General features: G+C 73.7%; 18 protein-coding genes. 14 read left to right on the forward strand and 4 right to left on the reverse strand.

From position 1 onward, the window contains the following. Positions 1-119: 119 nt before the first annotated feature. The 3 genes from ACYQ0U_RS03635 to ACYQ0U_RS03645 all read right to left on the reverse strand — a co-directional run bounded on the left by ACYQ0U_RS03635 (position 120) and on the right by ACYQ0U_RS03645 (position 2260). Positions 120-977 (reverse strand): 3-hydroxybutyryl-CoA dehydrogenase, encoded by an 858-nt coding sequence (locus ACYQ0U_RS03635; protein WP_459969516.1) that lies wholly within the window; start codon positions 975-977, stop codon positions 120-122. Beyond that, the gene (locus ACYQ0U_RS03640) at positions 971-1501 is read right to left on the reverse strand and encodes a DnaJ family domain-containing protein (RefSeq protein ID WP_459969518.1); all 531 of its coding nucleotides are present in this window, start codon (positions 1499-1501) and stop codon (positions 971-973) included. Before ACYQ0U_RS03640 ends, ACYQ0U_RS03635 begins: the two co-directional genes overlap by 7 nt. Before the next feature lie 156 nt (positions 1502-1657). After that, a complete protein-coding gene (locus ACYQ0U_RS03645; protein WP_459969520.1) occupies positions 1658-2260 on the reverse strand; it encodes a nitroreductase family protein in 603 nt (200 codons plus the stop codon). Positions 2261-2270: 10 nt separating this feature from the next. Between ACYQ0U_RS03645 and ACYQ0U_RS03650 the strand changes: the two genes are divergently transcribed. The 13 genes from ACYQ0U_RS03650 to ACYQ0U_RS03710 all read left to right on the forward strand — a co-directional run bounded on the left by ACYQ0U_RS03650 (position 2271) and on the right by ACYQ0U_RS03710 (position 18049). Beyond that, complete coding sequence (locus ACYQ0U_RS03650; protein WP_459969522.1) at positions 2271-3455, forward strand: allantoate amidohydrolase; 1185 nt, start codon at positions 2271-2273, stop codon at positions 3453-3455. Then, a complete protein-coding gene (locus tag ACYQ0U_RS03655) occupies positions 3452-4750 on the forward strand; it encodes a formimidoylglutamate deiminase (RefSeq protein WP_459969524.1) in 1299 nt (432 codons plus the stop codon). The genes ACYQ0U_RS03650 and ACYQ0U_RS03655 overlap by 4 nt, the downstream gene beginning before the upstream one ends. After that, a complete protein-coding gene (gene hutI, locus ACYQ0U_RS03660) occupies positions 4735-5880 on the forward strand; it encodes an imidazolonepropionase (protein ID WP_459969526.1) in 1146 nt (381 codons plus the stop codon). The genes ACYQ0U_RS03655 and hutI overlap by 16 nt, the downstream gene beginning before the upstream one ends. Positions 5881-5987: 107 nt before the next feature. Then, positions 5988-6146: a hypothetical protein gene (locus ACYQ0U_RS03665; RefSeq protein ID WP_459969528.1), complete on the forward strand. Its 159-nt coding sequence runs from the start codon at positions 5988-5990 to the stop codon at positions 6144-6146. Positions 6147-6203: 57 nt separating this feature from the next. Next, positions 6204-9167, forward strand: coding sequence for a helix-turn-helix transcriptional regulator (locus tag ACYQ0U_RS03670; RefSeq protein WP_459969532.1), 2964 nt, complete (start codon positions 6204-6206; stop codon positions 9165-9167). A gap of 80 nt (positions 9168-9247) precedes the next feature. Then, on the forward strand, positions 9248-9439 hold the full coding sequence (locus ACYQ0U_RS03675) for a hypothetical protein (RefSeq protein ID WP_459969535.1): 192 nt from the start codon (positions 9248-9250) through the stop codon (positions 9437-9439). 9 nt (positions 9440-9448) lie between these two features. After that, complete coding sequence (locus ACYQ0U_RS03680; RefSeq protein WP_459969537.1) at positions 9449-10558, forward strand: cupin domain-containing protein; 1110 nt, start codon at positions 9449-9451, stop codon at positions 10556-10558. Beyond that, a complete protein-coding gene (locus tag ACYQ0U_RS03685; RefSeq protein WP_459969539.1) occupies positions 10555-11451 on the forward strand; it encodes a ferredoxin family protein in 897 nt (298 codons plus the stop codon). The genes ACYQ0U_RS03680 and ACYQ0U_RS03685 overlap by 4 nt, the downstream gene beginning before the upstream one ends. Positions 11452-11473: 22 nt before the next feature. Next, entirely contained in the window at positions 11474-12334 is an 861-nt protein-coding gene (gene ygiD, locus ACYQ0U_RS03690; protein ID WP_459969541.1) for a 4,5-DOPA-extradiol-dioxygenase, read from the forward strand. A gap of 37 nt (positions 12335-12371) precedes the next feature. Beyond that, entirely contained in the window at positions 12372-14735 is a 2364-nt protein-coding gene (gene uvrA, locus ACYQ0U_RS03695) for an excinuclease ABC subunit UvrA (RefSeq protein ID WP_459969543.1), read from the forward strand. A 33-nt stretch (positions 14736-14768) separates the two neighbouring features. Then, entirely contained in the window at positions 14769-16163 is a 1395-nt protein-coding gene (locus ACYQ0U_RS03700; protein ID WP_459969545.1) for a cytochrome P450, read from the forward strand. 96 nt (positions 16164-16259) lie between these two features. Further along, a complete protein-coding gene (locus tag ACYQ0U_RS03705) occupies positions 16260-16670 on the forward strand; it encodes a hypothetical protein (RefSeq protein WP_459969548.1) in 411 nt (136 codons plus the stop codon). A 95-nt stretch (positions 16671-16765) separates the two neighbouring features. After that, positions 16766-18049, forward strand: coding sequence for an MFS transporter (locus ACYQ0U_RS03710; RefSeq protein WP_459969550.1), 1284 nt, complete (start codon positions 16766-16768; stop codon positions 18047-18049). Positions 18050-18065: 16 nt separating this feature from the next. On the opposite strand, the gene ACYQ0U_RS03715 is transcribed toward ACYQ0U_RS03710, so the two are convergent. Continuing rightward, positions 18066-18629, reverse strand: a complete 564-nt coding sequence (locus ACYQ0U_RS03715) for a protein-L-isoaspartate O-methyltransferase family protein (RefSeq protein WP_459969552.1) — start codon at positions 18627-18629, stop codon at positions 18066-18068. Between the two features lie 61 nt (positions 18630-18690). Here ACYQ0U_RS03715 and ACYQ0U_RS03720 point away from each other — a divergent pair, with 61 nt between their 5' ends. After that, a complete protein-coding gene (locus ACYQ0U_RS03720) occupies positions 18691-19068 on the forward strand; it encodes a PLD nuclease N-terminal domain-containing protein (protein ID WP_459969554.1) in 378 nt (125 codons plus the stop codon). The last annotated feature ends 18 nt before the right edge of the window (positions 19069-19086 follow it).

Raw genomic sequence — 19086 nt, forward strand, 5'->3', positions numbered from 1 at the left:
TCGTCGGTATGACGGATCTGACACGCCGCCGTGCGTGTAACGCCGGGTTATTCGCTGTTCCCACCGGATTGCACGGGGGTGGGAGGAGCCGGTAACCCGGCGTTACAAGCGAGCGCGCCTCAGCTGTAGGTGTAGAACCCGCGCCCCGACTTCCGGCCGAGCAGGCCGGCGTCGACCATCCGCTGGAGCAGCGGCGGGGCGGCGTAGAGCGGCTCCTTGAACTCCTCGTAGAGCGACTCGGCGACGGCCTTGGTGGTGTCCAGGCCGATCAGGTCGGCGAGGGCCAGGGGGCCCTGTGGGTGGGCGGCGCCGAGCACCAGGCCGCGGTCGATGTCCTCGGCGGAGGCGAAGCCGGACTCGTACATCCGGATCGCGGAGAGGATGAACGGGATCAGCAGCGCGTTGACCACGAAGCCGGCGCGGTCCTGGCAGTCGATGGCCTGCTTGCCCAGACCCTCCTCCACCCAGGCCCGCGATCGCGCGGTGGTGTCGGGCGAGGTCAGCAGCGACGGCACGAGCTCGACGAGCTGGAGCACCGGGACCGGGTTGAAGAAGTGGATGCCGATCACCTGGGTCGGGCGCGAGGTGACGACGCCCAGCTTCATGATCGGGATCGAGGAGGTGTTGGAGGCGAGGATCGCGTCCGGCGCCGTGACGATCGCGTCCAGCGACTTGAACAGCGCGACCTTCGCGGCCTCGTCCTCGACGATCGCCTCGACGACCACGTCGCGGTCGGCCAGTACGTCGAGGTCCGCGACCACGCGGATGCGGCCGAGGACCTCGTCGGCGGACCCCTCCGATGGGCGCAGCTTGCCCTTGGCCTCCGCGCGCTGGAGCGACTTCTCCAGCCGCCCGAGCGCCGCCTTCGCGGCGTCCTCGCTCGACTCGACGACGACCACGTCCTGCCCGGCTCGCGCGCTGACCTCCGCGATGCCCGACCCCATCAGGCCGCCACCGACCACACCGACGTTCAACATGTCCCTCCCTCGGTCCGTCTCCTCCGCCGATTCCACCAGGGCCGTCGGCGGGACGGTGCGGCGGGTTCGGCTCGCGGGACGGTACGGCGCGCGGCGTACCGCTCCTTCCATGCCGCGACGGTCGCCTCGACGTCGCGCGGCATGGTGACGAGAGGCGGGCCGGGGCTGAGCGAGTAGCGGGCCCTGATCACCCGGGCGTTGAAGTCCTCGACGTGCTCACGGACCTGCCTCTCGCTGTGGTAGCGGTCCAGCTCGTCATCGAGGGCGGCGTCCTCCTTGCGCAGCGCCACGCTGGGCGGGAGCACCACGATGCGCTCGCGCTCGACCAGCTTCTTCAGCCACCAGTCGGGGTCGTGGGCGTCGCCGAGCCCCTCGATCGGCTTGCCCTTCCCTGGCAGGTCGTCGAAGTCCCCGCGCTCCATCGCCTGCCGGACCTGCAGGTCCACCCACGTCTGCTGCTGCTGGACGCGTGCCCGGGCGGCGGCGCGGCTGGCCGCCCGATCGGGGTCGCGCTCCTGGGGCATCTCCTCCAGATTACTGAGCCAGTGGGACCGGCGCAGACCGCGCGATGCCCGGTCGGAGGCGTCGTCACGGGCGCACCCGAGACGTCTCGGATGCGAGACCCGGCGTGCGGCGAGGTCGTTGACCGCGTCCGCTGGTGCCGGTGGACTGGGCTCGTGTCACCAGCGCCCGCGATGCACCAGGCCGTCCATCGGCTTGCGCGCCCGCTTGGCGGGAGAGCCCTGCGCGCCGACGGTCTCGGCCGGGTGGCCGATCGTCACGACGCCCACCGGGTCGAAGTCGTCCGGGATCCCGAACGCCGCCCGGACGGCCGCCTCCCGCGGCGGCGGCACGCCGATGAAGCACGAGCCGAGGCCGTGGTCGGTCGCCGTCTGCAGGATCAGCAGTGCCGCCATCGCGGTGTCCATGTCCCAGAACGGCTTGGGCCAGCGCGTCTCGTCCCGGTCCGCCCAGCCCTTGTCGGGCTGGGCGTAGCGGTCCAGGTACGCCGCCTTGCTCGAGCACGGCAGGATCACGATCGGGGCCTTCATCATCCCGGCCAGCCACCGGTCGGGGTGCTCGATGTCGTCCGCGGTCGCCTCCCAGAAGCGGCGGACGTCCTCGGGAGTGTCGAGCAGGAGGAAGGCCCAGCCCTGGCTGAACCCGGCGTTCGGCGCGCGGGTCGCGTTGCGCAGCGCGAGGTCGACCACCGCCGGGTCGACCGGGGCCGTGCTGTAGTTGCGGATCATCTTGCGGCGGCGTACGACGTCCTGGAACTCCATGAGGAGCAGCGTGCCTGACGACTTCGAGCGGATGTGGGCCGCCCTCGCGCCGATCGGCCGGTCGGCCCGCAGCGGCGGCTACTTCCGGCAGCCTTTCACGGCGCCGGAGCAGGAGCTCCGGGCGTGGTTCGCCGAGCAGTGCAGCGCCCGCGGGCTGCGGGTGGAGGCCGACGGCTTCGGCAACGTCGTGGGGTGGTGGGACGCCGGCGACGGGCCGGGCGTGCTGACCGGCTCGCACCTGGACTCCGTGCTCGACGGCGGCGCGTACGACGGACCGCTCGGCGTGGTGTCCGCGCTGGCCGCCGTCGACCTGATGCGCTCGCGCGGCGTCGTGCCGGCGCGGCCGGTCGGGGTGTCGGTGTTCGCCGAGGAGGAGGGCTCGCGCTTCGGGCTGGCGTGCCTGGGCTCGCGGCTGGCGACCGGCGCGACCTCGTGGGAGTCCGCGCGGACGCTGACCGACCGCGACGGCGTGGCGCTCGGCGACCTGCTGCCCGGTGGCGGGTCGACGCTGCTGGACGGCGTCGGGACGTTCGTGGAGCTGCACGTCGAGCAGGGCCGCGACCTCGTCGACCGGGGCGCGGCGATCGGGGTGGCGGGCGAGATCTGGCCGCACGGGCGCTACCGATTCGACTTCTTCGGCGCGGCCAACCACGCCGGCACGACCCGGATGGAGGACCGGGCCGACCCGATGCTCACCTACGCGTTCACCGCCCTCGGCGCGAACAAGCAGGCCCGGCTGGCCGGGCAGCGCGCCACCTTCGGCCGGGTCGTGGTGGAGCCCAACGGCACCAACGCCGTGCCGTCGCTCGTGACCGCGTGGCTCGACGCGCGCTGCTCGACCGACGCCGGGCTGGCCTCGCTCGCGGCGGCCATCGAGGCGCAGGCGAGCGACCGCGCCCGGCGCGACGGCACCGCGCTGACCGTGACCCCGGAGTCGGTCTCGGGCTCGGTCGTCTTCGACCCCGACCTGGCCGCGGCGGTCGCCGCCGACCACGAGGGCGGGGACTGGCCGATCATCGCGACGCAGGCCGGCCACGACGCCGGGATCCTCTCGGCCGCGGGGATCCCCACCGCGATGCTCTTCGTCCGCAACCCCACCGGCGTCTCCCACTCGCCCGCGGAGCACGCCGAGATCGCCGACTGCCTCGTGGGCGTCTCGGCGCTGGCCGACACCCTCGAACGGCTGACCCGGTGACGGGCCCGAGGTCGGCGTACCTCCTCGAGCGGGCGTGGGTCGACGGTGCCGTCCGGGACGAGGTGCTGGTCGAGGTCGAGGGCGGCCTCATCACAGCGGTCACATGGGCACCACTTCTCGTGGGAAACCCGCCCGACACGCCGGGTGGCGACGGCGTGTCGGGCGGGTTTCACCGGGTACCCGGTGAAACCCGCCGCCTGCCCGGCCTCACCATCCCCGGCCTCACCAACGACCACAGCCACGCGTTCCACCGGGCGTTGCGGGGACGGACCCAGCGCGAGCGGGGGACGTTCTGGACGTGGCGCGAGCAGATGTACGCGGTGGCCGAGCGGCTGACGCCGGACACGTACGTCGCGATCGCCCGGGCGACCTACCGGGAGATGGTCGCGGCCGGCTACACGAGCGTCAGCGAGTTCCACTACCTCCACGACCCCGAGCCGGCGATGGGGGAGGCGCTCCGGGAGGCCGCGCGCGAGGCCGGCATCGGCTTCACCCTGCTCGACGCCTGCTACGTCAGCAGCGGCTTCGGCGCACCCCCCGAGGGCGTCCAGCGGCGCTACAGCGACGGCACCGCGGAGCAGTGGGCCGAGCGCGTGGGTGACGGGCCGGCCGCGATCCACTCGGTGCGCGCGGTGCCCCGCGACCAGCTGCACGTCTTCCGCGGCCGCGCCCCGCTGCACGTCCACCTCTCCGAGCAGCGGCAGGAGAACGAGGCCTGCCTGGCGGCGTACGGCGTCACCCCGACCCGCCTGCTCCACGACGAGGGCCTCCTCGGGCCGGGCACGACGGTCGTCCACGCCACCCACCTCACCGACGAGGACGTCGAGCTCCTCGGCAGCACCCGCACCAACGCCTGCATCACGCCCACCACCGAGCGCGACCTCGCCGACGGCATCGGGCCGGCCCGGCGGCTGGCCGAGGCGGGCTGCCGCCTCACGATCGGCAGCGACAGCCACGCGGTCGTCGACCCGTTCGAGGAGCTGCGCGGCCTGGAGATGGACGAGCGGCTGGCGACGCAGGAGCGCGGGCACTGGTCCGCGGCGGAGCTGCTCGCGGTCGGTACGGCGGGGCGCCGGATCGCCGTCGGGGAGCCGGCCGACCTCGTCACCCTCGACACCCGGACGCCGCGCACCGCCGGCACCGGCGCCGCCGAGCACACCGCCGTCTACGCCGCGACGGCCGCCGACGTCACCCACGTCGTCGTCGCGGGCGAGCGGGTCTACACGAGCACCGACGACGAGGAGATCGGGCGCGAGCTCGATCAGGCGGTGGGAGCACTGTGGCCACGACCCTGATCACCCACATCGGCGAGCTGTTCACCGCCGACCCCGAGGGGCCGCTCACGATCGAGGACGCCGCGCTCGTCGTGGACGGCAGCACGATCGCCTGGACCGGCCCGGCGTCCGCGGCCCCGGACGCCGACGAGCGCGTCGACGCCGGCGGCCGCGCGGTGATCCCGGGCTTCGTCGACTCCCACTCCCACCTGGTCTTCGCCGGCGACCGGGCGCCGGAGTTCGCCGCCCGGATGGCCGGCACGCCGTACGCCGCCGGCGGCATCCGCACCACGGTCGCGGCCACCCGGGCGGCCACCGACGAGCAGCTCACCAGCCACGTCGCCCGGCTCGTGGCCGAGATGCGCCGCCAGGGCACGACGACCGTCGAGATCAAGAGCGGCTACGGCCTCACCGTCCACGACGAGGCCAGGTCGCTGGCGGTGGCCCGGCAGTTCACCGAGGAGACGACGTTCCTCGGGGCGCACGTCGTGCCCGAGGGTGACCCGGGGGAGTACGTCGACCTCGTGACCGGCCCGATGCTGGAGGCCGCGCGGGAGCACGCCCGCTGGATCGACGTCTTCTGCGAGCGCGGCGCCTTCGACGGCGACCAGGCTCGCGCGATCCTGGCCGCCGGCGAGGCGGCCGGCCTGCGCGGCCGCCTCCACGCCAACCAGCTCGGTCCCGGCCCCGGCGTGCAGCTCGCCGCCGAGCTCGGGCTGGTCGCGGTCGACCACTGCACCCACCTCGTGGACGCGGACGTGGCCGCCCTCGCCGACAGCGGCACCATCGCCACCCTGTTGCCGGGCGTGGAGTTCTCCACCCGCCAGCCCTACCCCGACGCCCGGCGGCTCATCGACGCCGGCGTGAAGGTCGCGATCGCCTCGGACTGCAACCCGGGGTCGTGCTTCACCAGTTCGCTGCCGCTCTGCGTCGCGCTCGCCGTCCGCGAGATGGGGATGACGCCGGCCGAGGCCGTGCACGCGGCGACGTACCGCGGCGCGGAGGCGCTGGACCGTGACGACGTCGGCGCGCTCGTGCCCGGCCGCCGGGCCGACCTGGTGGTGCTCGACGCGCCCAGCCACGTGCACCTGGCCTACCGTCCCGGTGTCCCGCTGGTGGCCGCGACCTGGCTCGGCGGCCGCCCGGCCTAAGACCCTCGGACGCTTCCGACGCCTCGGATAAGGCACCTTCCCGATGTGCCGGGCTACCTCAGACGAGCAACCTCCTCGTCACCGACCACGGAGCTGAGGAGCCCACCATGTACGAGAACAACCTGAACCGGGACCTGCTGAAGAGCGAGATGGACTACCGGGTCGGTCGCGTCCGCGACCAGATCGCCGGGCGCCGGCGCCGGCGCCGCCGGACGCTGGTCCGCCGGGGAGACGCGGGAGACGTCGGCTGGACCACCGTCCGCTGACCCGGGCGGAGCGAAATGCCCCCGCAGTCCACAGCTGAACAGGACAGACTGTCCGACGTGGCAACCCACACCTCTCGGACACTCGTCGGACGAGACGCCGAGCTCGCGGAGGTCGCTTCGCTGCTCGGCGTCTCCTCGTCAATGGGGTCATCGGGCGGAGCGTCCGCGGGTACGAAGGGGAGCACGCCCGGCACCGCTGTGCTGCTCTCCGGCGACGCCGGTGTCGGCAAGACCCGCCTGCTGACCGAGCTGCGCGACCTCGCCTTCACCGAGGGCTGGCAGGTCGTGGCCGGGCACTGCCTCGACTTCGGGGACAGCGCGCTGCCCTACCTCCCGTTCTCGGAGGTGCTCGGCCGGGTCGCCGCCGACCTCCCCGAGACCGTCGACGAGGTCGCCGCCCGGCACCCCGTCCTGGCCCGGCTCCAGCCCGGGCGCCGGATGATGGGCCACCAGGACCGCGAGGAGAGCAGCGCGCTCGACCGCGGCGACCTGTTCGAGGCGGTCCATGCGCTCCTGGAGGCCATCGCCGCCAAGGCCCCGCTGCTCCTCGTCATCGAGGACACCCACTGGGCCGACCAGTCGACCCGCGACATGCTCAGCTTCCTCTTCTCCCGGCCGTTCTCGGGGCCCGTGGCGATCGTGGCGTCGTACCGCTCCGACGACCTCCACCGCCGCCACCCGCTCCGCCGCCAGGTCGCCGAGTGGAGCCGGATCCGCGGCGTGCGGCGTCTCGCGCTCTCCCCGCTCCCGGAGGACGCGGTGCGCGCGCTCATCGCCGAGCTCGTGCCCGAGGGCCTCGCCGAGAAGGAGCTGAGCGGCATCGTCGACCGCGCCGAGGGCAACGCCTTCTTCGTCGAGGAGCTCACCAGCGCCGCCGCGGGTCCGGGCCGGTGGGTGCCCGACGACCTCGCCGACGTCCTCCTCGTCCGGCTCGACCGGCTCGACGACACCGCGCGGCAGGTGGTCCGCGCCGCCAGCGTCGCCGGCCGCCGGGTCGCCCACGACCTGCTGGCCGCGGTCTCCGAGCTCGGCGACGGCGCGCTCGACGAAGGCCTGCGCAAGGCCGTCGAGATGAACATCCTGGTCGCCAGCGACGGCCGCTACTCCTTCCGGCACGCGCTGCTCGGCGAGGCGGTGTACGACGACCTGCTGCCCGGCGAGCGGGTGCGGCTGCACGGCCGGTACGTCGCGGCGCTCCGGTCCGGCGCCGCGAGCGGGACCGCGGCCGAGCTGGCCCGGCACGCCCGGCTGGCGCTGGACCTCGACACCGCGCTGACGGCCAGCATCCAGGCCGGCAACGAGGCGTCCCGGGTCGGCGGCCCCGACGAGGCGGCGTACCACTACCAGCAGGCGCTCCAGCTGCTCGTCGACCCGCGGCGCTCGGCGAGGGTCGACCTCGACCTGTCCAAGCTCGTCGTGAGCGCGGCCGAGGCGCTGCTGGCCAGCGGGGACCCCGAGCGCGCGGTGAAGGTCGTGGCCGAGCAGGTCGAGCGGCTGCCGGTCGAGGCGCCGTCGAGCTGGCGAGCGCGGATGCTCGCCACGCAGGCCCAGATGATGCTGATGACCGAGGGCACCGACCCCTTCCCCGTCATCGAGGACGCCGTCGCGCTGGTCCCGGACGGGGAGAGCGGGCTGCGCACCCGGGTGCTCGCCGTCCACGCGCGGGTCCTCGCGGGCTACGGCCGCTACGAGGAGGCGCAGGCGGTCGGCATGGAGGCCCTCACCCTCGCCGAGAAGCTCGACCTCGCCGAGCTCGCCGCCGACGTGATCACCACCCTGTCGGGCCTGAAGAAGGCGGGTCCGAAGGAGGGGCTGCGGGCGGCGCTGTCCGACGCCGTCGCCCGGGCCCAGGAGTCCGGCGCGCTCTCCTCCGAGCTGCGCGCCCGCTACCTGCTCGGTCGCTCCTACCAGGACTGGGCGGAGTTCGACGAGACCATCGCGTGGTTCCGCGGCACCGTCGAGCGCGGTGCCGAGGCCGGCATCCCGTTCGCCCCCTGGGCGTTCGAGGCGCGGTGGCAGCTCGCGTGGGTGTACGACGTGCTCGGCCGCTGGGACGACGTGATGGCGCTGACCGACTTCAGCCAGGAGTCTCCGCCGCCGATCCCCCGGGCCCTCATCGAGCCGCTGCGCCTGCAGATCCGGCTGGCCCGCGGCGAGGACGTGTCGGACGAGGCCCGCGCGCTGCGCAAGTTCTGGGCCCGCGAGGGCGGGGTGGCGATCACCGCGAGCGCCGTCGAGATGGACGCCGCCGGCCACCGCGGCGACGCCGCCGGCGCCGTCGAGGCCTACGACGAGGTGGTCGCCGTGCTCAGCCGGATCTGGCACGAGTGGTTCAGCGCCCGCATCCGCCTCGGCGCCCTGGCCATCGCGGCGATCAACCGGGTCGTGCCGTCGATGTCGGCCGCCGAGCGCGCGCAGTACGCCGAGCGGGTCGACCGGATCCACGCCGACGGTCACGTCGTCCTCGAGCGCTACTCCGACCCCTCCGGCCACTGGGGACCGGAGGGCCGCGCGTGGGTCAAGCGGCTCGACGCCGAGACGCTGCGGTTCCGCTGGCTGGCCGGGATCGACGCCCCGCCGCAGGACGCGCTCGTCGAGACGTGGCGCGAGACGATCGTGATGTTCGCGGACTTCGGCCACGTGCACGAGCTCGCCCGGGTGCGCACCGCGCTCGCCGGGATCCTTCGGGCCACCGGCGACGCGGCCGGCGCCCGCGAGCACGGCGACGCGGCCCGCGAGGTGGCGCACGCGCTCGGCGCCGTACGGCTCCTGGAGGACCTCAAGGCGGTCGGCAGCACGCCGGCGCGCACCGAGGCGCCGCCGGACGCCCTGACCCCGCGCGAGACCGAGATCCTCGCGCTGGTCGCCGCGGGCCGGTCCAACGGCGAGATCGGCAAGCAGCTGTTCATCAGCGCGAAGACCGTGTCGGTCCACGTCTCGAACATCCTCGGCAAGCTCGGCGCGTCCGGCCGCACCGAGGCCGCCGCGATCGCGCGCCGCCGGGGACTGCTGCCGGAGTAGCCGCCGATCAGTCCGGGTACTCCTTGTTCGCCGGTCGGCGCCGCTGCAGACTGGCGACACACCACCTTCGAGGAGGACAGATGACCGACGGATCCCTGAGCGACGACGACATGACCACCGGTCCCGTGGTGGACCAGAGCGCCGGCGGCGACGCCGACGGCACCGACGGTGACGGCTCCGACGGCGACGCCACGGACACCACCGACGGTGACGGCAGCGACAGCGACGGCAGCGACAGCGACGGCACCGACGGCGACGGCACCGACGGCTGAGTGCCCCGAGTGACGGCACTCGACCTGCTGAGCGGTGACGCCCAGACCTTCCTCACCAAGGTCTGGGCGTCCCGCGTGCACCTCCACCGCACCGACCCCGACGACCTGGTCGGCCTGCTGTCGCTCGACGACGCCGACCACCTGCTGACCTCGACGGCGATCCGTACGCCGTCCATCCGGATGGCCAAGGACGGCTCGGTCCTGCCGGAGTCCGCCTACACCCGCGGCGCGACGCTCGCGGGCAAGCCGCTCACCGGCCTGGTCGACTCGGCCAAGGCCCTCGCGCTCTTCGGCGACGGCGCGACCGTCGTGTTCCAGGGCCTGCACCGGTACTGGCCGCCGCTGACCCGCCTCATCGCCGAGCTCGAGCTGGAGCTCGGCCACCCGTGCCAGGCCAACGCCTACCTCACGCCGCCCGGCTCGCAGGGCTTCGCGGTCCACTCCGACACCCACGACGTCTTCGTGTTCCAGGCCGCCGGCTCCAAGCTGTGGGAGGTCCACGGGCAGGACGGCCCCGAGGACGTGCTGCTCGAGCCCGGCCTCTCCATGTACCTCCCGACCGGCACCCCGCACGCCGCCCGCGCGCAGGACACGGTCTCCCTGCACGTCACCATCGGCATCAACCAGCTCACCTGGCGCGGCCTGGTCGAGCGCTCGCTGAAGGACGTCCTGGCCGGCGTACCCGACGAGCACCTGCCGGCCGGCTACCTCGACGACCCCGCCCTGCTCTCCGGCGCGCTCGCCGACCGGCTGACCGCCCTCGCCGAGGAGGTACGCCGCGTGGACGCGGTCGGTGCGGTCGAGGCGGAGGTCAAGCGGTTCCTCACGAGCCGCCCGCCGCGACTGCCGGGCGGGCTCCACGACGTGCTCGGGACGGTCGAGGAGTCGACCACCCTGCGCCGCCGGCCCGGCCACCCCTGCGTGCTGCTGGACCGCGGCGAGCAGGTCGAGGTGCTGCTCGGCGACCGCGCGATGACGGTCCCGGCCTGGATCCGGCCGGCCCTCGAGGAGGTCCGCGCCCGCGAGACCCTGACCCCCGCCGACCTCCCGCTCGACCGGCAGAGCAGCCTGGTCCTGTGCCGGCGCCTGGTCCGGGAAGGGCTGCTGGAGATCGCGTGACGTTCCGCTGCGCGGCCGAGAGCCTGCTGCGGGACGAGCCCGTCGGCGGCACGGCCACCCATGTCCGCACCTGGCTGCTGCTCGAGCACGTCGGGCCGTGGGGCGACGACGCGCTGCTCGACGCCCGCCTGCCCGACGGCCTCGGCGCCGCGCTCAAGCAGCAGGCGCGGGCGCTGCGGGCGAAGATCCTGCTGATCCGCCGCTTCAGCTCCAAGCCGGACGGCGCCGGGCTGCGCGTCTTCGCCGCCCACGCCGACCCGGTCGCGCCGCGCCTGGAGTCCGGCACTGTCACCGACCCGCGCGAGGTGCTCGACCTCGACCTGACGGCGTTCCGCGAGGGCGGCACCAGCGGGCTGGCGGCGTACGACGGGTCGCTGTTCTGCGTCTGCACCAACGGCCGCCACGACGCCTGCTGCGCCGAGCGCGGCCGGCCGGTCGCCCGGGCGCTCGACCAGGCCCACCCCGAGGAGACCTGGGAGGTCTCGCACATCGGCGGGGACCGGTTCGCGGCCAACATGGTCGTGCTCCCGCACGGCCTCTACTACGGGCGGCTCGACCCGGTGTCGTCGATCGCGGTCGCGGGCGCGCACCTCGCCGGCGAGCTCGACCTCGACCACCTGCGCGGCCGGTCGTCGCACCCGATGGCCGTGCAGGCGGCGGAGATCCATCTGCGCCGCGAGCTCGGCGCGACCCGCGAGGGCGACCTGCGGCTGACCCGGCGCCAGGTCGACGGCGACGTCACCACCTCCACGTGGACCGTGGCTGGCGGGAGCTACGAGGTCGCCGTCCGCACGCACCGCGACCAGGCGACCGCGAGCCGCCTGACCTGCCGGGCGCAGCGCGACAACCCCGTGCCCCGGCACGAGATCCTGACGGCGGAGCGGAGCTCCTGAGGGCCAGGGGCACACTGGGACCATGACCGAGCTGATGCCGGCCGCGTTCTTCGGTCACGGCAACCCGATGAACGCGCTCTCCGACAACCGGTACACCGCCGCCTGGCGCGCGTTCGGACAGTCCGTGCCGCGGCCGCGCGTGATCCTCGTGGTCAGCGCGCACTGGTACATCAACGCCACCGCGGTCACCGCGATGCCGCGGCCGCGCACGATCCACGACTTCTACGGCTTCCCGCAGGAGCTCTTCGAGGTCGACTACCCGGCGCCCGGGATGCCGGAGCTGGCCGCGGAGGTCAGCGACGTGGTCAAGCCGACCTGGGTCGGGGCCGATGTCGACAGCTGGGGCATCGACCACGGCACCTGGTCGGTGCTCGTGCACGCCTTCCCCGACGCCTCGATCCCCGTCGTCCAGCTGAGCATCAACGCCGACAAGCCGCTCGACTACCACCTCGAGCTGGGCGCCAAGCTGCACGCGCTGCGGTCCCGGGGCGTGCTCATCGCGACCAGCGGCAACGTCGTGCACAACCTGGGCGGCATGGACTGGCAGCTCGCCGACGACGGCTACGACTGGGCGCAGCGCTTCGACGAGGCCGCGAAGGAGCGGATGCTCGGCAACCCCACGGACTTCGCCGCGCTCGACGCGCACGCCGACTACGCCCACGCCGTCCCGACCCCGGACCACTTCATCCCGGCGCTCTACCTCGCCGGGCTCGCCGACGCGGCCGGGCAGACCAGCGACACCCGGGTCCTCGTCGACGGCTACGCCTACGGATCCCTCTCGATGACGGCCTACACCCTGGGCCTGGCCACCCCGGAGTCGTCGACCGCGGGCGGGTCCCCGCAGCCGCCGCCCGGCCTGCCTCCCGACGGCTCCAACATCTAGGGCATGGTCCGAGCCCGGTGAGTGGGTACGGGTCGGCGTGACCGATCCGACCGACCACTTCGTCCGTGTGCGCGGCGCCAGCGAGCACAACCTGCGGAACGTCGACGTCGACATCCCCCGGGACGCGATGGTCGCGTTCACCGGCGTCTCGGGCTCGGGGAAGTCCTCGCTCGCGTTCGGGACGCTGTACGCCGAGGCGCAGCGCCGCTACTTCGAGTCGGTGGCGCCGTACGCCCGCCGGCTGCTGCACCAGGTCGGCGCGCCGCACGTGCAGGAGATCACCGGCCTGCCCCCGGCGGTCGCGCTCCAGCAGCGCCGCAGCGCGGCGAGCGCCCGCTCGACGGTCGGCACGATCACCACGCTCTCGAACCTGCTGCGGATGCTCTACTCGCGGGCCGGCACCTACCCGCGCGGGGCGCCGCGGCTGGAGGCGGAGGCCTTCTCGCCCAACACCGTGGCGGGCGCCTGCCCGCGGTGCCACGGGCTCGGCGAGGTGCACGACGTCGCCGAGGACCTGCTCGTGCCGGATCCGTCGCTGAGCATCCGGGAGGGCGCGATCGCGGCCTGGCCCGGCGCCTGGCAGGGCGCCAACCTGCGCAGCGTGGTCGCCGGCCTCGGGATCGACATCGACCGTCCCTGGCGCCGGCTGCGGAAGAAGGACCGCGACTGGCTGCTCTACACCGACGAGCAGCCGCAGGTGCTGGTCGAGCCGGAGCGCGACCGGGTCGACTACGGCTACTACGGCACGTTCTGGAGCGCCCGCGCCCACGTGATGCACGTGCTCGCCGACTCCAAGAGCGAGCGGATGCGCGAGCGCGCGATGCGGTTCGTCCGCAGCGTCCCCTGCCCCGAGTGCCGGGGCAGCGGCCTCCGGCCGGAGGCGCTCGCCGTGACGTACGCCGGCCGCCCGATCGACGAGGTCAACGCGCTCCCGCTCGCGGAGGTGGCCGGCGTGCTACGGGCCGCTCCCGAGGTCGCCGAGGAGGTCGCCGAGGCCGCGGAGCGGATCTGTGCCGACCTGGTCGCCCGGATCGAGGTGCTGCTCGACCTCGGGCTGGGCTACCTCAGCCTCGGGCGCCCCTCCACGACGCTCTCGCCGGGTGAGGCCCAGCGGCTGCGGATCGCGACGCAGCTGCGCTCGGGCCTCTTCGGCGTGGTCTACGTGCTCGACGAGCCGTCCGCCGGGCTGCACCCCGCCGACGCGGAGCCGCTGCTCGACGTGCTCGACCGGCTCAAGGCCGCGGGCAACTCGCTGTTCGTCGTCGAGCACGACCTGGACGTGGTCCGCCGGGCCGACTGGGTCGTCGACATCGGCCCGGGCGCCGGCGAGGGCGGTGGGCAGGTGCTCTACAGCGGGCCGGTCGACGGCCTGGCCGAGGTCGGGTCGTCGGTCACCGGCCGCTACCTCGCGGGGCGCGGTGACCGGGTCGAGCGCGACGCCCGGTCGCCGCAGGGCTGGCTGCGGCTGGACGGTGTCACCCGCCACAACCTGCGCGACGTCTCGGTCGAGTTCCCGCTGTGCGTGCTGACCGCGGTCACCGGGGTCTCCGGGTCGGGGAAGTCGACCCTGGTCAGCCAGGTGCTCGCCGGGGACCCGGAGGTGACGGCGTCCTTCGACCGGGTCGTGCTGGTCGACCAGCGCCCGATCGGCCGGACGCCGCGGTCCAACCTGGCCACCTACACCGGCCTGTTCGACGCGGTGCGCCGGCTGTACGCCGCCACCGACGAGGCCCGCGCCCGCGGCTACGGCGCCGGCCGATTCTCGTTCAACGTCGCGGAGGGACGGTGCGAGACCTGTCAGGGCGAGGGCTTCGTGGAGATCGAGCTGCTGTTCCTGCCCGGCACCTACGCCCCGTGCCCGACCTGCCACGGCGCGCGCTACAACGCCGAGACGCTGGAGGTGACCCACCGCGGGCGGACGATCGCGGACGTGCTGGCGATGTCGGTCGACGAGGCCGGCGAGTTCCTCGCCGACGTGCCGGCGCCCGCCCGCAGCCTGGCGACCCTGCGCGAGGTCGGCCTCGGCTACCTGCGACTGGGCCAGCCCGCGACCGAGCTGAGCGGGGGCGAGGCGCAGCGGATCAAGCTCGCCAGCGAGCTCCAGCGCGCCCACCGCGGCCACGCGCTCTACCTCCTCGACGAGCCGACGGCCGGCCTGCACCCCGCCGACATCACGCTGCTGCTCCGCCAGCTGCACCGGCTGGTCGACGCGGGCAACACCGTCGTGCTCGTCGAGCACGACCTCGGCACGATCGCCTCGGCCGACTGGGTGATCGACCTCGGCCCCGGCGGTGGCGACGCCGGCGGCCGCGTGGTCGCCACGGGCTCCCCGGAGGAGGTGGCCCGCGCGGACGGCAGCGCGACGGCGCCGTACCTCGCCCGGAGGCTGCGACACTATTGACGAGTGTTCAATAGCGGGCGTACGGTCGGACGCGTGACGATCCTGGACGACGTCGACCAGCTCACGACCCAGCGCTTCCGCCGGATGAGCCCCGGCAACCAGGAGAAGCCGCCGCCCGTGGACCGGTCCGGCCTGCCGCCGGGCCCGCGCTGGCCGGTGCTCCTCCAGACCGCGGGCCTGCTGCGGTTCCGGCACTGGTTCCACCCCTACCTGCGGCGCAGGTACGGCGACGTCTTCACCGTCCGCCTCGCGCCGGGCGGCCGGCCGCTGGTGTTCTTCACCCGGCCCGAGCACGCCAAGGAGATCTTCGCCGGCGACCCCGGGGTCTTCCACGCCGGCAAGGCCAACGGCATCCTCGGCCCGATCATGGGCGAGCACTCGCTGCTGCTCCAGGACAGCTCGGAGCACAAGCGGGCGCGCAAGCTGCTGATGCCGGCGTTCAACGGGCACGCGCTGCGGGAGTACCAGGCGCTCGTCACCGAGGTGGCCCGGGCCGAGGTGGCGACCTGGCGCCCGGGACAGGAGTTCCGCAGCCTGGACCGGATGAACGCGCTGACGCTCGAGGTGATCCTGCGCGTGGTCTTCGGCGTGACCGACGAGCGGCGGCTCGCGGAGCTGCGGCCGCGGGTCAACAGGACCGTGGGCATCAGCCCGGCGATCCTGCTGGGCTGGGGCTACCCGTGGCTCCAGAAGTTCGGCCCGTGGAAGGCGACCATCGACAACCAGCGCGAGCTGGACCGGCTGATGTACGCCGAGATCCGCGAGCGCCGCGCCGCGCCGGACCTGGCCGACCGCACCGACGTGCTGTCCAAGCTGATCGTGCAGGGCGAGGAGGGCGACGCCACCCAGGAACGCCTGAGCGACACCGAGCTGCGCGACCAGCTCGTGACGCTGCTGCTCGCCGGGCACGAGACGACGGCCAGCGCCCTGGCCTGGGCGCTCTACGAGGCCGGCCGCGACCCCGAACTGCACGCGCGCTGCCGCCAGGCCGCGCTCGAGGGCGACGACGACTTCCTCGACGCCGTGCTCAAGGAGTCGATGCGGCTGCACCCGATCATCCCGATGGTGGTGCGGACGCTCATGCAGCCGGCCACGATCGCGGGCTGGGACCTGCCGCGCGGCACCACGGTCGGGCCGTCGATCATCATCGCCCACCACCGCGAGGACAACCACCCGGACCCGGAGGTGTTCCGGCCGGAGCGGTTCCTCGGCCAGAACCCGCCCACCAACACGTGGATCCCGTTCGGCGGCGGGGTGCGCCGCTGCATCGGCGCGGGCTTCGCGATGATGGAGGGCGTCGCCGTGCTGCGCGAGGTGTTCACGGCGTACGACGTCGCCGCGGTCGGCAGCGACGAGCCCCAGGTCCGCAACATCACCAGCGTCCCGCGGCGGGGCGCCCGGATCCGGGTGACGACGCCCGGTCGGTGACGCACGTCCGGGTGGCGTCGACCGACGTCCGTAGCCCGCGCCCGGATCACCAACGTTGGCGTTGTCGTGCCCCACCGTGCGCGGGACGCTCGTCGCATGGAGGGCGTGGAGGTCGCCGCCGCCCTGGACGGTCGCCGGATCCAGAGGCTCGACGACGGCTGGCCTGCGCTCGAGGGCACCGTCTCCGTCGTCGCCCTGCCGGACCCGCGCACCGGAGTGGGAGCGGTCCGGTTGACCTTCCCCACCGAGAAGGTCGACGTCTGGGACTACATCCTGAGATCAGAAGGTGAGGCCGGCTTCACCTCCAAGGTGCAGCTCGTCAGTGCGCGGGGACCAGCCCCCGTATCGCATCGGGTGACTCGCGTCGCCCGGTTGGGCATGCCCCGAGAAGACGGTCGCCCGGCCTACGAGCTCGACTTCGAGATCGCGAAGGGCGCCGTGAACGAAGCACCCTCGATCCTCTTCCTCGCAGCACGCGGAAGCATCGCTCGGGTGGACCCGGGCTAGTCGGACGGTGGGGAGCAGTCATGGATCTTGCTGACGACGACGGCGGCTGAAAAACACCTCGCCGACGGTGTTCGCCGGTGAGAGCATTCCCCCTCGTGATCGAACGCCTGCGCGCCCTGCGGATGGACACCACGCCGCTGCGCACCTCCCGTGACTTCCGGCTGCTGTTCCTTGCCGGCACGGTCTTCTACTTCGGCGCGATGATCACCTACGTCGCGGTGCCCTACCAGGTCTACCAGCTGACCGGCTCCAACCTCGCGGTCGGCGCGATCGGCCTCGTGGAGATCGTGCCGATCATCGTGTTCGGCCTGTACGGCGGCGCGCTCGCCGACCACGTCGACCGGCGCAGGCTGCTGATCTGGACCGGCGTCGGGCAGGCGGTCTTCACCGGGGTCCTGGCGCTCAACGCCTTCCGCGCCGAGCCCGACGTCTGGGTGATCTTCGTGGTCGCGGTCGCGCTGATCTCCTGCTCCTCGCTCCAGCGCCCCTCCCGCGAGGCGCTGCTGCCGCGCACGGTGCGCCACGACGAGCTCCCGGCGGCCAACGCCCTGGGCAGCTTCGGGATGCAGATCGGCCTGCTCGCCGGCCCGGCGATCGGCGGCGTGCTCGTCGCGTACGTCGGCATCGGCTGGTGCTTCCTCATCGACGTGTGCGGCCTGCTGGTCGCGTCGTTCCTCTACCTGCGGATGCGGTCCTACCCGCACCGCGACGAGACCACCCCGCCGAGCCTCGCGGGCATCAAGGACGGCATGGTCTACGCGTTCCGTCGCCGCGACCTGCTCGGCACCTACTTCGTCGACACCGTGGCGATGATGTTCGCGGCGCCGGTCGTGCTGTTCCCCGCGCTCGTCGAGGAGGTCTTCGACCAGCCGCAGCTGCTCGGCATGCTCTACACGGCCGAGGTCCTGGGCGCGATGGTGGCGACCGCGCTGAGCGGCTGGACCGCGCGGGTGCACCACCACGGCCGCGCGATCGTCCTGGCGGCCGCGGCGTACGGCGCGATGATCGCGCTGGCCGGGCTCATGCCGTCGATCTGGCTGGTCGCGCTGTTCCTCGCGCTGGCGGGCGCGGCCGACATGATCTCCGGCATCTTCCGGTCGACGGTGTGGAGCCAGACCATCCCCGAGGCGATGCGCGGACGCCTGGCGGGCATCGAGATGCTGTCGTACTCCCTCGGCCCGCTGTCCGGCCAGGTCCGCGCCGGCGTCACCGCCGACCTCTGGTCGGTGCGCGGCGCGATCACCTCCGGTGGCCTCGCGTGCGTCGCCGGTGTCTCGATCACCGCGGCGATCCTGCGCGACTTCTGGACCTACGACGCCCGCACCGACGAGCACGCCGTCACCGAGCGCGAGGTGCGTCGCGCCGCCGGCGAGGAGTAGCCCTCGGTCCGCGCGGTCAGACGAGCGGCACGAACCGGTAGTACCCGTGCCGGCTCACGACCGGCTCCCCGTCGCCCTTCTCGACCAGCAGCATCTCCCCGGCCACCGGCACCACCAGGCGCCCGGCCGGGGCGAGCTGGTCCACGAGGGTGGTGGGCAGCTCGCCTGCCGCCGCCGAGACGAGGATCCGGTCGTACGGCGCACCGGCCGGGTCGCCGTACTCCACGGGCGTCGCCTGCTCGATCCGCGCCCAGGGCCAGTCGCCGTGCGCCAGGTTCGCCCTCCCGTACTCCACGAGCTCCGGGACGAGCTCGAGGCCGAGCACGCTGCCGCCCGGCCCGGTCAGGTGGGCGAGCAGCCCGGTCGTCCAACCCGAGCCCGAGCCCACGTCGAGCACCCGGTCGCCCTCCCGCACCTCGAGGAGGCGCAGCATGTTCGCGACCGTGCGCGGCTGGGAGTTGGTCTGCCCGTGGCCGATCTCGATCGGCCCGTCGTACGCCGCCCGCCGCCGCTGGGCCCGCGGCAGGAACCACGTGCGCGGCACTGCCGCGAACGCCGCGTCGACCCGGTCGGGCGCCATGCTCGAAGTGTTCCACGGCAATCGCCTGACGCCGCCCCCTCCGCGGGGTGACACTTCGGCAGTGATCAAGCTCGAGCTGCTTCTCGGGGTCGTCACGTTCGCGCTCTGGGTGTACTGCCTGGTCGACGCGATCGGCGCCCAGCCCGCCAGGGTCCGCAACCTGCCCAAGGTCGCGTGGATCGTCCTCATCCTGTTCTTCCCGCTCATCGGGTCGGTCGCCTGGCTCGTCGCCGGCCGGCCGGACAGCGGCGGCCCCCGCCGCTCGCCCTACGAGCGCGAGGTCCCGGGCTTCCCGGAGTACGACCGTCCCGGCCGCGCCGCCGCCGTCGACCCGGCCAAGGACGAGGAGTTCCTCCGCCAGGTCCGCGAGCGCGCCGAGGCGCAGCGCAAGGCGTACGAGGAGAAGAAGAAGCGCGAGCGGGAGTCCGAGTCGGACTGATCGTCGTGTGCCACCATG

This window comes from Nocardioides pyridinolyticus (assembly GCF_054653575.1).

Coding starts and splice junctions, on each gene's coding strand:
- ACYQ0U_RS03635 (WP_459969516.1), bottom strand. CDS start 977: ATGTTGAACGTCGGTGTGGTCGGTGGCGGCCTGATGGGGTCGGGCATC.
- ACYQ0U_RS03640 (WP_459969518.1), bottom strand. CDS start 1,501: ATGCCCCAGGAGCGCGACCCCGATCGGGCGGCCAGCCGCGCCGCCGCC.
- ACYQ0U_RS03645 (WP_459969520.1), bottom strand. CDS start 2,260: ATGGAGTTCCAGGACGTCGTACGCCGCCGCAAGATGATCCGCAACTAC.
- ACYQ0U_RS03665 (WP_459969528.1), top strand. CDS start 5,988: ATGTACGAGAACAACCTGAACCGGGACCTGCTGAAGAGCGAGATGGAC.
- ACYQ0U_RS03675 (WP_459969535.1), top strand. CDS start 9,248: ATGACCGACGGATCCCTGAGCGACGACGACATGACCACCGGTCCCGTG.
- ygiD (WP_459969541.1), top strand. CDS start 11,474: ATGACCGAGCTGATGCCGGCCGCGTTCTTCGGTCACGGCAACCCGATG.
- ACYQ0U_RS03705 (WP_459969548.1), top strand. CDS start 16,260: ATGGAGGGCGTGGAGGTCGCCGCCGCCCTGGACGGTCGCCGGATCCAG.
- ACYQ0U_RS03715 (WP_459969552.1), bottom strand. CDS start 18,629: ATGGCGCCCGACCGGGTCGACGCGGCGTTCGCGGCAGTGCCGCGCACG.